Source organism: Aliivibrio sp. SR45-2 (genome assembly GCF_963890165.1).
Classification (GTDB): domain Bacteria; phylum Pseudomonadota; class Gammaproteobacteria; order Enterobacterales; family Vibrionaceae; genus Aliivibrio; species Aliivibrio salmonicida.
In genome coordinates, this window is the sequence record NZ_CAWPRC010000033.1 from 38,327 (window position 1) to 51,701 (window position 13,375).

A 13,375-nucleotide genomic window follows, 5' to 3' on the forward strand; every position below is an offset into this window, starting at 1 on the left:
TTTCTTTTCACTGTCTAACCTAACAATCATATCATCAACCAATTTCGGTCTTTGGCGTAAATGGCATCGACGGTATTTCTGATTGTTTTTTCGCTTTTGCTAAACGATAAACCCAACCATTAAACTCTCTTTGTTGCTCACCATCTAATACCGTATTAATACGTTTTAAATTAGCGAATAACTTTTCGTAACCCGCCTCTCTTGTACCAAAATCATTCATACGAGATAAAATCTCTTCAAACTTACGCCAACTGTAAGTGGTTTTCTTTAATAGATAACAAATAGCACTCTCTTGCGCTTCTTCACGGCGTAAAAAAAAGTCTTCCACTAAAGTATTGAGCATCATACCGACCACTTCAGGCAACAACTGGTCAGAAGGTACACCACTAAATACCTCTTCATTTATGATACGTTGAGAGAGCATTTCCGCTTCTTTTTGACGTACACGAATAGCATCACGATCCCTCCAAATATCATTAATAATCGTTTGACCTAACATAACCCCTTGTTTTAATGCTTCAACAGGGTCTTTAACAATATCAGAAGCAAAGGTTAAATAACTGGTTCTAACTAAATATTCATACGCTCGATCATCAATATTCTCAAGCAGTCGATACCCTACCCATTGCAATCCTTGCAAAATAACTTTAGCTAGCTCCCACAACTGCTCTAACTTGATCAATGAAGCAAAACTGCCACTGCCTCCTAAGCCATATACTAAGCGTCCTGAGCACGCAAAATAAAATCCATCAGGAGTTAATCTCAATTGAAAATCAACCCCAACACCAAGGCCACCTGCGATGTTTCCTTCGACTGATACTTCGGCTAACTGTTGAAAGTCGATTTTAACCTTCTCTTTTTCTTTCACGTTCGTTGTTGGTGGGGCTTGCCATTCTGCACTGCCAGTAACTTTTCCGCCAACTTGTCCACCCGCAAAACCATCGACTTTAAGGCCAACTTCGCCACCAGAATTGGACGTTGCTAACCCTACATTTGGGCTATATAGCGCACCAACACTGCCTTCACCCGCTTCAGGTAATAATATTTTTGCTGACGCATCTCCATTCACTATTACGCCCACAAACGCACTGAGTTGTATTTCCCCTTTAAGTCTAAAGCACCCAAAAGCATAGGTAGCGGTATTTTTATTTGCATCGGTGTAGGTTAGCTTAGCGGCATAACCACCTTTATACGGCAGAAACCCTTCTATTTTCGCTGATGCTTCTGCAAGAGCAATTGCCGCTGAGCCACCAATCGCCATGCCTGTTTTATCTAAGCTTGCCGCAGCATTTGCTCCCCAACGAACTAGCTGTGCTTCATGGCTTACGGCTATTTTGGTGTTATCGCCTTCTCCCCAAAGGTCATATTCCTTTTTGGATTCCAACCAGTAGTTACCGTCAGCCTTCCATTCCGCTATCTGTTTTTTTAGTGGTCCACTTTTTATATCCGCAGCAATGTCTTTTGCTACTGCTTGCATTAACCCTTTTTTATTATTATCAATAAGCGCTTGTCTGGTATTGGTTCTATCTGGTACTTGACGCCAATGCGCATACTCTCGCTCAAAAAAATCAGCGCGAATATACATATACCTATTATCTAATACTGAGAACACTTCAATAACATGACGTTTGGCTGTGCTTTTTCCTTTTATGTTATTTAACTTAACCGATTGATTATTTGGTTTTATAGGTGATGGGCTACTCTGCGCTTTTTCTGCACTTTGTTGTACCATCGCCAATTGTTGTTGACTTAATCGCCCTAAATCAGCATCAATACGCTCAAGCGCTTCTCTTTTTAATGTGCCAACAGACAAATTATCAATATAAAGAGAGTTTTCGTCATACTTTTTCACAAACAGTTTTGTATTCTCAAGCTCTTTTATTTGTGTTTGTAGAGCCTCCCAATTCTCGTTGTCTTGTTTTTTTATTTGTATGGCTTCATTTCTTTTTCTTTGTTTATCAAGACTTGATTCTGATAGAAAAATCGCTCCTGCGTAATTTGCAGCCTCTAACCACGCTTGTCTCTTTCTGGCATGTGCTGCAATCTGCTCTTTTGTGGCACTTTCTGCATTAAGCGTTGTATTGACAAGATCAACATACCCTTGAATAAGTTTATTTGTCTCTCTGACTTCTTCTTTTATAAATTTAAGCGCTTTTTCATCCACACAATAAAACTCTGTTTTATGTACTCCTGTAACAAACAAAACATCATGTACTTCTTTAGCTTCACATTCTGGTGCAGCCATTAATGTACAGGTGTCTGATACTGGGCGAGGTTTTACAGGCTCAATAAGGTAATCTTGCTCTACCTCTTCATCTTCAACTTCTTCTGGTAGGCGAATGCTATCACCCACATGAATTAAATCTGGATTAGGTTGATATTTTGGGTTCAGCTCAAGTAACGTGGTAAAAGGGACATCATTATCAATGGCAATTTTAAGCAGCGTGTCACCGCGTTGAACAATATAAGATTGGCTCATGGTGTTATGACTCCTTTACCACTGAGTTAAGATGGATTGCATGGACGCAAAATGCTGTTCAGTTATGCTCCATTGATAATCTGAAAATGAAGGGGCAATCGGAGCGAAGACAGATACACTGAGCCACGCTTTGCTAAACCACGTTATTTTATTGATAGGAGAAAAGTAGTCGCGACGCTCTTCATTAGACATAGAAGCAACTAAAGGCAACAACCCTCTTGAGTCGTAATATCGAAGAAACACTTCCCCACGCCCCTTTTTAACCACCAATGCATTACGTAAGGAATACATCAATGCACTGCGATTTGTCTCGATGTCGGTATGAAATAACGCACCACAATGTGTCGCGCTCATTTTTTTTATACACACATCTAACAAAACTTGAGAGCTCAATAAGTTCACCACCACTGGGCCATTTTTTATCGCACTAAATTGTGTCGCATTAAATAAATTGACGATGTCTAGTTCATCAATATGAGAACTTAACTCGGCATTCCACTCAGGCCATAACTCCGGTTCAATAAACGCATAAATACTTTCTGATGCAGAAAATAATGGCACTTCAACAGAATTTACTCGCCATTCATTATTTAGCTGTGCAGCTTGCATACGCCCTCCTTACCACATTGGCATAACTCTTTCATTAATGCGCCATCTTCAACCATTTCACTGTACGCCGCTGAATTCATCACTGGTTTGGTTGATGCCAATGGTGACATTGAAAAAGTACGAGGAGGGTTAACGCTCACACTGCTACTTTGACTGGCCGCCGCGCCAGGGTTAATCGCAACATTCCCCCCAACCAAGGCGACCGAGCCAGAGCCATCAACCGTAATATCTGAGCCATACAAGGTAATGGTGCCGTTATTTTTTAGAATAAAACCCGAGCTTCCCACCTGAGCCTTAATTTCATCAGCACTGATTATGGTATGGTCAGCATCCGATTTAATGGATGCATTATTTCCGACTTCTATTGTGAGATTCTGCCCAACGGTTAGCGTATCGTCAGCGCTAATATCACTGCTACTTGCTCCCATAATGATGCGGCTTTGTTCACCTTTAATCGTGAGTTCGTCGTTCTTACCTATCGTACTCTGTCGGTTTTCGTAGATTGTCAACGTCTGTTCAACAGCCACGCTCTTTTCTATGTTGGCGTTGTATTTAACTGTTACGTCTTGCTCGACGGTTTCTGAGAAGGTTTGGTTTGTTATTGATGTTTTATGGCCTTCTATGGTTTCTTTTCTGTCTTTGTTAATGATGTTTTCTTGGTTACGGCCAACTTCTAACTCTTCATCATTCCCTATGGTTCTGAATCGGTTATTTAGAACCTTAGTTCTCATGTCTTTCTGAGCATGAAAATAGACTTCTTCTTGATTGGCTTCGTCTTCAAACGACATTTCGTTGTACCCTTCCCCTTTGTGGGTTTGAGTCCGAAATACCGTTTTGGTTTTATGCTCTGGCAAGGCATAAGGGGGCGTGTGTAAGCCGTTGTATACCGCACCGGTCACTAAGGGTCTGTCTGGGTCTCCTTCTAAGAAGGTCACCACCACTTCATGTCCTATTCTTGGTAAATACACCGCGCCCCACGTGGGTGCTGCCATCGATTGACTGACACGAAGCCAACAACCTGAATGCTCATCGTTGTTACCATAACGATCCCAGTGGAATTGGACTTTAATACGCCCCATTGGATCGGTATATATTTCTTCTCCTGCGGGGCCAACCACGACTGCCGTCTGAGGGCCATCAACCACTGGGGCGGCTAATTTAGGTGCTTTATAGCCAACATCGCGGGGAATACAATTAAAATGGTTTTGATACGTCGTCGGCAGACCACTTGATTCTTCTTCATGCACTTGTGGGTTATAACCACTGTGCGTTATCGCAATGAGCGTGTAATCTCGATTGATTGCGTTTCTTGGGTGCTTTGCCAAATCAAAACTATAACCAGCAGTTAAACGCATAATGTTACTTTCGGCTTCAATTTGATGATTTTCAACCTGATGATCAGCGATAAGATAATTGCTACGTTGTTGGCCTTCAACGCTTTCCCCATAGCGTCCTGGGTAATCAAAGAATGCTAAATCAGTATCTCGATCACCCTGTTGTTGCACTTGTTGTGGGATGCGGGGTTGATCGTAGTTATAATCGGTTTGAATTACATGACCAGTACGAACACGGTTATAGCTGCTTAACTCAAATATATGCTCTCTGTCAGCATTACCACCACCTTCAGATTGGTACACCAAAGGGCCAATATAAGACGCGTTTAGAGGAGTACTAATTAACTCTGGAATGGCATCATTTTTATCAATAATCACCATGCTATGGTTGCTTGTAGTATGTTCGAAGTAATACCATAAGCCATGCTCTGCTAATAAACGCTGAACAAAATGACTGTCAGTTTCACGATATTGAAGTAAGTATTCTTGGTTGGGATAGGTATTAAACAGTTCAAAGCGATAATCAGTCACTGACGCCCCATCGAGCACTTCAGTTAAAATATCAACAATCGACTTATCTTGGAAAATACGACAATCTTGGCGTTGGGTTAAAAACCACAGTTGAGGTACGAGCGTAATTTGATAATGAGCGAAACGACGACCTGCGCCTAAATAACGAACTTCATTCACGACACCATGAAATAATCGTCCGGCATTCATCCCTTGCCCAAGAACGGTTAATAATGCGGGTTTTCGGCTTAATACATCAAACGCTATATCAGGGTCTAATGACAATAACGACAAGGTTATTTTAAAAGGTTGGGATACCTCTTCGACCACATTAAAACTCTCAACACGAAATTCATGATTCGTGCCAAGGACTTCAAACTTAAACTCGACCTCATTAGCCATTGTATTCACCTGATAAGTATAACGACAAATAGGGCCAACATGAGGCCCTAGTTTTTATAAATTATTTTCGAGGCAATTACGCTTCGCGTGGCTTACGCCAATCATCATCACCTGCCGTACCACACGTTTCGTGAGTTACTTCAATGGCACGGTAAGTGAACTTAAGCACTTCTTCCGTTACACGATCAGACGTTGCTGCATCTTGGCAATGAGCCATACGAGTTTGCATATCAACCAATAGTGCATCAATCAGTTTGATTGTGTAGTAATGCTCTTGCTTACCAGAAATAGAGGTACGGTAGAAGTTGATGCTACATTCAGGCAGTTTCTCGCCAGAGACTAAAGAATTGAATAATAATGGAGAACAGCGGTCTTGTTGCTTAGTTACGATAACTGGACGGTGAACACGTTGACCAGTAGGTTGACCACTTTGTGGATCACGTGGAACCGTTAATACATGGTCAAGCTCTTGAACTAGGAACTCATCAATATGAGCTTCCTGCCATGTATTACCGACTGAATCTGCTGAGTACGCATCTTTAGTGATATCGCCTTGAGTTTCACCTTTAATTGACATATATGCTGGAGTTGGCATGGCTTTATTCCTTAATATTGAATTCTATTTAGAACCGTGAACGTCACGAGTTACATTGAATAGAGCAATTAAGATGCCAAATATTAAAGTCAATTTATTCAAAAGCTTATGTTGTTTTCGTTTTAAACAACCAGAAAATAGATACAATAAATTGGGAAATAATCCAATAAATTGGATCGACTGTTTTATCGTACCTCCTTCTTTACTATTGGTGTGGAAATAAAAAACCGAGCACTCATTGGCTCGGTTTTATTAAATTCACTTTATGTAAATATAAGATCTGAAACTAAGAACGCTTTGGCTGCTGGTACGTCTTACCTGCCGCTTGGTACGTTTCTTTTTGCTTCATATCAAACATTGCGTAGAAGAACCAAGCAATGAACTTAATCACATCATCGCCTTCTGTCATTATCCATTCTGCAAGCTCTTGCGTCTCGCCGTTTTCGTCTTCATCATTAAATACATGATAAATACGTTGCTCGCCTTCTACTTCTGCAAGACGGAATTGACCTGCCAGTGACTCAGCCGCTTCAACGATATCTTGGTCTTCACATGCTTTTAATGCTTCTAGCACTTGAGGAAGGTTTTCTTTTTGACACAGTTCTTTAACCAGTATTTCAAATTCATTCTGTTGCATTTTTTAGTCAACTCTTATGTTGATACCAATTCACATAAGTATTTGGTCATTTTTGCTTGTTAAGATCGATGATAACTACGCAATTATCTGAACAACGACTTATCCGGGTTGGTATTATTCAATATTTAATGTAGATAAGCTGATTTTAACAGTAATACAAATTTATTCGACCTGAATTCCTTTTAATCCTTGATATTTTGGCTTCAATTTGGCTTTATGGAGGTATTGCTTACTTATAATTGAATGGATTCAGATGTCAGATAAATTAGATACTAAATATGTTACGGCAGGTCGCAGTAAGAAATGGACAAAAGGCGTGGTTAACCCACCCGTTCAACGTGCTTCTACCGTGGTGTTTACTACCGTTGCTGAAAAAAATCATGCGATGGCTAATCGTGCCAAACAAACTCTTTTCTATGGTCGTCGCGGTACTGAAACCCATTTTGCCCTGCAAGATGCGATGGTTGAATTAGAGGGTGGCACAGGCTGTGCACTATACCCTTGTGGTACCGCTGCGATTGCGAATGCGATTTTGTGTTTTGTAAAAACGGGCGATCATATTCTAATGGTTGATGGCTGTTACGAGCCTACTCGTGATTACTGCGACACCATCTTGAAGAAAATGGGCATTGAAACCACCTACTACGATCCAATGATTGGTGAAGGCATTCGTGATCTAATCAAACCAAATACCACAGTGCTATTCACTGAATCGCCTTGTTCTATCACGATGGAAGTGCAAGATGTTCCACTGCTTGCTCGTATCGCACATGAGTCTGACATTGTGGTTATGCTTGATAATACATGGGCTGCAGGTGTGAATTTCTCTCCTTTTGACCATGGTGTTGATATCTCTATTCAAGCCGCAACTAAATACATTGTCGGCCACTCTGATGTAATGCTAGGTACAGCAGTAGCAAATGAAAAACATTGGGATCAACTGCGTGAACAAAGCTATTTAATGGGCCAATGTATCTCACCTGATGATGCTTATCTTGCTATGCGTGGTTTACGTACTATGGGCGTTCGTCTGAAACAGCATGAAGCAAGCAGCCTTAAAGTAGCAAGTTGGTTGGCTGAACATCCACTTGTTGATCACGTTCGTCACCCTGCGCTTGAAAGTTGCCCAGGTAACGATATTTATCAACGTGATTTTAAAGGCTGTAATGGATTGTTCTCTTTTGTTCTAAAACAGTCTGATACCAAAGCAACAACCGCACTGCTTGATGGCATGAGTCATTTTAGTATGGGTTATTCTTGGGGCGGATTTGAAAGTTTGATCCTAGCTAATGAACCAAAAAGCTTTAATGCGTTAAGAACGGTTGCTCATCCTCAGTTTGAAGGAACATTAGTCCGTGTGCATATTGGCTTGGAAGATGTGGATGATTTGATTGAGGATTTAGAAGAAGGGTTACATCGTTATCAAACGACATTAGATACACAATAATTATCAGATAACTAAAGTACTTATGGGTGCAACCCTCTCATAAGTACTGCTTATCAGTGATATTATCACCCGTAATTAGATTTACTTACTATTAGCTTTTATCCTTATCAATAATTGATTATGAAATACTTATTTTGCGTTTCATATTAATACTTATTAATAAGGCGACCACTATGACCTCATCTTTATTCATTACCCTTTCACCTTGCACAGCTCTCCTCGTTCTCGCTTGTCGAGATAAATCCCAATCAAAAGCATGGCAACAAGTCTACAAAGTGATGGCAGCAATCTTCGGTACTATTACCGTTACGGCTGGTATAGCAGTATTGGTGGGAGTATAAAATGAATAATATAGACTGCACAGCAACCAATTTAGTTAAAGCTATTTTTATCAATGGTAAATTAAGCTCTCTACAATACCTTGGAAAGATGGTGGGCCAATTTACCGTACCATTAGAAGATAATATTATTTGGAAGGATATGTTAGAGCATTGCCCTGAATGGTTTGATTATACAAAAGAAGAGTGTGATGCTAGTTCTCCTTTCTTTGTAGCAAATCATTTAAAACCAATATGCTCACCTTATCGAGCGGCAAGAATAGAGAATCCTTATCAAGATTCAACCGTCATGGTTTACGGCATTATCAATTAATTAAAGCACAATATAAATTAGGCTATTTCAATAATAAAAATAACCTAATCTAAAAATACTATTAACGCTTTCTTTCTTGCTTTGTTAATTCAAAATCAAATTCGTCGGGAAAAAGGACTTGCCCTTCTTCATTTTGATTTGGGAATACAACAACCGCTAATTCATCATCTTCAAGGCCTGTCGTCCAACGGCTGTGCCATTTGTTTAATGAAATAGACTCTGCTTTACATACATCCCATTCGCCTGTTGCCCATGCTTCTGCAAACTCTTTATTTGGCCATACAGGAACACAATCTTCTTCTTCGGTATTCAACATCACACAACCGTGTTCATCAGTCAAAATCCAAATTTCACGATTAGCGACAACTTCTTTCATAAAGTAAGTAAAACGCTCTTCTTCATGAGAATTTACGATTTTGTCCATTGCTTGTTGATCTAGTTGACTCATTACCAATTCCTATCAGTGGGAAAGATTATCCTACGGATAATAACAAAAAAAGCCCACACTGCGTATGACAATGTGAGCTTCAATTAGAGTTTATAGCAATCTTTGATTAATATTCGACGACTTTAATTTTATGGAACATGCGGTACAACACAGGAACCACAATTAAGGTCAGTACCGTTGCAAAACCTAAACCAAACATAATGGTTACTGCCATTGGTTTGAAAAAGGTATCTGGTAGTAGCGGGATCATACCTAGAATCGTAGTGATCGCCGCCATACATACAGGACGAACACGACTTAACGCCGCATCAACCACCGCATGATACGGTTCTTTACCTGAATGTATCTCTATCTCTATCTGGTCGAGTAAGACGATGCCATTTTTCAATAACATGCCACTTAAGCTCAAGAAACCTAATAGCGCCATGAAGCCAAAGGGAGTATTAAGTGCTAATAAGCCAGTAGTTACACCGATGAGAGCTAATGGAACAGTTAACCACACAATAACGGACTCTTTCACACTATTAAAGAGGAACACCGTCACTAGGAACATGAACAAATACCCCATTGGCATGGTTTGGAACAGAGACGCTTGTGCATCACGTGATGATTCATATTCACCCCCCCATTCTAAGCTGTAGCCTGTAGGGAAATCGATCGCTTCTATTTGTGGTTGCAAACGTTTTTGCAGTGTCGCCGCTGTTTCTTCACCTAGAATATCTGGATCCGTCATTACGGTTAACATACGTTTACGGTTCTTACGCACGATCAGTGGATCTTCCCAAATGACATCGTAGCCCAATACCACTTGCTGTAATGGAATATACAATGATAATGCCGGGCTCCAGATCTTCATTCCTTCAATCGTACTGATATCAACACGTTCATTTTCAGGTAAACGCGTCACAATAGGCATTAACGTTGTACCATCACGGTACACACCAATCGCTTTACCCGCAAAGGCCATCTCAAGCAGTTCGTTCACATCTGTTTTAGAGATGCCGTAACGACGAGCCTGACTCTCATTAAACTGAGGCTCTAATACCTTAGTACGCTCACGCCAATCATGACGAATGTTCGTCGCTGATGGGTCATTGTGCATAACTTCAATAACTTGCGCGGCTAAACTGCGAAGAACGGTTGGATCGGCACCCACAATGCGAGCTTCAACTTTAGCTCCACCACCGGGTCCTAATTCAATCTGCTTCAGTTTGTATTGGATCTGCGGATAATTAGTTTCAATATGCTGACGGAATTTAGCCATTAATGCCGGCAATTCGTTGTAATCATCAACACGAGTCATTATCTCGCCATACGCGGCGTAGCTCTTTTCTGGTGCATAGGTCAACATGAACCGCTGCAGACCTTTACCCGCCGTGGTTGTGACATGATCAATATGTTTCTGCTCTAGGATCCAATCTTCTAATTCTTTTAGCGTCTTGTTGGTTGAGCGAATGTCCGTTCCTTCTGGCATCCATACATCCACCAAGAAAATTGGCGTTGTTGATGACGGGAAGAACGACTGCTTCACTTTAGTAAAACCGTAGACACTACCACCAAGTGCAACAACAAGGATCAGCATCGTTGCGATTGAGTAGCGCATACAGAACTCAAGAAAACGCTTATAAATAACAAAGATCATGCCATTATACGGATCTTTCTCTTCGTTATTTTCCCCTTCAACCTGAACCGTTTCTTTAAAGAATAAAGACGCAAAGAATGGCGTAAGAGAAATGGCAGTAAACCAACTCAGCATCAATGAAATCAATAGAACCGTAAACAAGGTTCCACAGTATTCCCCCGTTGCATCATCAGATAAACCAATTGGAGCAAAGGCTGTCACGGCAATAACCGTAGCGCCCAATAAGGGCCACTTGGTTTGCGTAACAATATCGGTGGCCGCTTGCATCCTCGTTCGGCCTTTTTGCATACCGATGAGGATCCCTTCAACCACCACAATGGCATTATCGACCAACATCCCTAGTGCAATAACGAGCGCACCTAATGAGATTCGTTGTAAATCGATGGCCAAGTACTTCATGAAAACAAACGTACCGCAGACGGTGATTAACAGAATTAATCCGATCAATAAGCCTGAACGCACCCCCATAAAGAAAAGTAAAACGATAATCACGATGGCAACGGCTTGGGCTAAACTCACCACAAAACCACTCACCGATTTATCAACTTCTTTTGGCTGGCTGTATATTTCAGAAATATCAATACCAATGGGCTGTTGGTTTTTTAACTCCAACATTCGTTGATCAACCAATTTACCGATTTCAACAACGTTTACCCCCGCACTAAATGAGATCCCCATATTGAGTGCAAAATTACCATTGAAGTTAATTAAATTACTTGGTACTTCAACATAACCTCGTTTTACGGTCGCAATATCTTTTAAATAAATAAGACCTTGCGCTCCACCTTCAGTAATAATTAAATCACCAAGTTGCGACACATCTTGAAACTCGCCCGTTGGGTGGATCTGTATGTATTCAGAACCAATTTTTACGGCACCCGCACTTGAAACGGTATTTTGCTCAGAAAGTAAACTGTAGAGTGTTTGAGGTGAAATACCTAAGCTTGTCATGCGTTTTAGTGACGCTTCAATAAAGACTTGCTCTTGTTGAACACCAGAGACTGAGACTTTACTTACCCCATCAACAAGTTCTAATTCACGACGTAAATAATCAACATAATCAAGAAGTTCTTTATACGAATACCCTTGTCCTGTAACGGCAAGAAGTACACCGTATACATCACCAAAATCATCAATAACGGATGGTTCTCCGACTCCCGGTGGTAATTGACGTTTTAAGTCATTTACCTTTCGGCGCAGTTCATCCCAAATTTGTGGTAAATCATCAGGGCCATAATTATTCTTCATGGTTACCGTAATTTGAGATAAACCACGACTCGATAATGAATTCACTTCATCAACATAGGTAAGTTGTTGAATCGCTTTTTCAAGCGGATACGTCACTTCCTCTTCAACTTGCTCTGGTGTGGCACCCGGATAGTTGGTCACAACCATTGCATCTTTGATGGTAAACGCAGGATCTTCTAATCGCCCTAAACCAAAGAAAGCAGAGGTTCCACCAATAATGAAAATCAAAGTCAACATCCAGCTGATCACTTTATTTTGAATAAAGTACGCTGCAATTCCCTTTTCTTGACTCATTATTTCTCCTCCGTATTGATGATATTCACTTCTATGCCATCACGTAAGCGAGAAACACCCGCAATAACAATACGATCTCCCGTTGTGACACCTTCTACGACTCGTAAACCCGAAGATGTGGCCTTGGTTGTGATTATTTTTTGCTTTTTCACTTTATTATCAGAGCCAACAAGCCAAACGTATTTTTCATCTCTATCAATGTTGTCCCCATCTTCATTAAAAACAGCTTCGATCGGAATAACCATACCAAATTGACTCGATGCACCTAGCGAACTTTGCTCAGTAGTGACTTCAACCGCCATACCATCCAAAATAAATTGATCTTTTGGCATTGGCATCGTCAACGTCACTAAGTACGCACCCGATTCAGGATCTGGCTCTGTGGTGAATTCTTTAACTGTCGCTTGGTACGATGAGCCATCATCTAAACGAACAGAAGCTTTGATTTTATCGACTAATCCTTTATTTGGTTGTTTAGCATATAACTTATCAGGCACCTGAACCGTAATATCAACCGCGCTACGATTATGAATATTAAAGATTTGCTGCCCAACTTGAATGTTTTCAAATTGCTCGACACTCACTCGGGAAATGATCCCATCAATTGGGGCTTTTAATTCAGTAAAACTTAAACGCAATTTTGCCAATTCTAAATCAGCCAATGCAATCTGACGTTGGGCGGCTAATTCATCAAATTGCGATTTAGCAAGTAATCCTTTATCGACTAACGGTTTCGAACGTCGATACTGGCTGTTTGCCACGTTGTATCTTGCTCTCGCATTATCTACATCAATGTTGTAATCCGTCTTATCTAAAATCGCTAAGACTTGACCTGCTTTAACGGTTTCTCCCGAGCGAACATTTAACTCTTTAATCTCACCAGATAAACGAAAACTTAGATGGGAGCGATCAGCCGCTGTAGCAACTGCAGGAAGATAAAGATGATCACTCACTAAACCGGAATTAATCGTTTTAATAATGACATCAGGTGCTTCTAACACCGTATCAATAGGCGCTGGTTTACAAGCCGTAAGTAATAAGGCTGTCGACAATAAAGAAAATCTCATTAATTTCTGCAT

General features: G+C 40.7%; 11 protein-coding genes. 3 read left to right on the plus strand and 8 right to left on the minus strand.

The features are described from left to right. Positions 1 to 34: 34 nt before the first annotated feature. From AACV33_RS01680 to AACV33_RS01700, 5 genes are all read right to left on the minus strand, one after another. Positions 35 to 2,479, minus strand: coding sequence for a LysM peptidoglycan-binding domain-containing protein (locus AACV33_RS01680; RefSeq protein ID WP_182699758.1), 2,445 nt, complete (start codon positions 2,477 to 2,479; stop codon positions 35 to 37). A gap of 15 nt (positions 2,480 to 2,494) precedes the next feature. After that, on the minus strand, positions 2,495 to 3,088 hold the full coding sequence (locus AACV33_RS01685; RefSeq protein WP_182699759.1) for a DUF4123 domain-containing protein: 594 nt from the start codon (positions 3,086 to 3,088) through the stop codon (positions 2,495 to 2,497). Further along, a complete protein-coding gene (gene tssI / locus AACV33_RS01690) occupies positions 3,070 to 5,334 on the minus strand; it encodes a type VI secretion system Vgr family protein (protein WP_182699760.1) in 2,265 nt (754 codons plus the stop codon). Before tssI ends, AACV33_RS01685 begins: the two co-directional genes overlap by 19 nt. Before the next feature lie 76 nt (positions 5,335 to 5,410). Continuing rightward, positions 5,411 to 5,929 (minus strand): Hcp family type VI secretion system effector, encoded by a 519-nt coding sequence (locus AACV33_RS01695; protein WP_012550058.1) that lies wholly within the window; start codon positions 5,927 to 5,929, stop codon positions 5,411 to 5,413. A 286-nt stretch (positions 5,930 to 6,215) separates the two neighbouring features. Continuing rightward, positions 6,216 to 6,566 (minus strand): hypothetical protein, encoded by a 351-nt coding sequence (locus tag AACV33_RS01700; RefSeq protein ID WP_182699761.1) that lies wholly within the window; start codon positions 6,564 to 6,566, stop codon positions 6,216 to 6,218. A 253-nt stretch (positions 6,567 to 6,819) separates the two neighbouring features. Here AACV33_RS01700 and AACV33_RS01705 point away from each other — a divergent pair, with 253 nt between their 5' ends. The 3 genes from AACV33_RS01705 (at position 6,820) to AACV33_RS01715 (ending at position 8,664) form a co-directional block, all read left to right on the plus strand. Continuing rightward, the gene (locus AACV33_RS01705) at positions 6,820 to 8,013 is read left to right on the plus strand and encodes a cystathionine beta-lyase (protein ID WP_182699762.1); all 1,194 of its coding nucleotides are present in this window, start codon (positions 6,820 to 6,822) and stop codon (positions 8,011 to 8,013) included. A gap of 173 nt (positions 8,014 to 8,186) precedes the next feature. Next, positions 8,187 to 8,354, plus strand: a complete 168-nt coding sequence (locus AACV33_RS01710) for a hypothetical protein (RefSeq protein ID WP_182699763.1) — start codon at positions 8,187 to 8,189, stop codon at positions 8,352 to 8,354. A gap of 1 nt (position 8,355) precedes the next feature. Then, a complete protein-coding gene (locus AACV33_RS01715; RefSeq protein ID WP_182699764.1) occupies positions 8,356 to 8,664 on the plus strand; it encodes a hypothetical protein in 309 nt (102 codons plus the stop codon). 61 nt (positions 8,665 to 8,725) lie between these two features. On the opposite strand, the gene AACV33_RS01720 is transcribed toward AACV33_RS01715, so the two are convergent. From AACV33_RS01720 to AACV33_RS01730, 3 genes are all read right to left on the minus strand, one after another. Then, positions 8,726 to 9,112, minus strand: coding sequence for a DUF2750 domain-containing protein (locus AACV33_RS01720; RefSeq protein ID WP_023603139.1), 387 nt, complete (start codon positions 9,110 to 9,112; stop codon positions 8,726 to 8,728). Between the two features lie 106 nt (positions 9,113 to 9,218). Then, complete coding sequence (locus AACV33_RS01725; protein WP_182699765.1) at positions 9,219 to 12,296, minus strand: efflux RND transporter permease subunit; 3,078 nt, start codon at positions 12,294 to 12,296, stop codon at positions 9,219 to 9,221. Continuing rightward, entirely contained in the window at positions 12,296 to 13,375 is a 1,080-nt protein-coding gene (locus AACV33_RS01730) for an efflux RND transporter periplasmic adaptor subunit (RefSeq protein WP_017020483.1), read from the minus strand. Before AACV33_RS01730 ends, AACV33_RS01725 begins: the two co-directional genes overlap by 1 nt.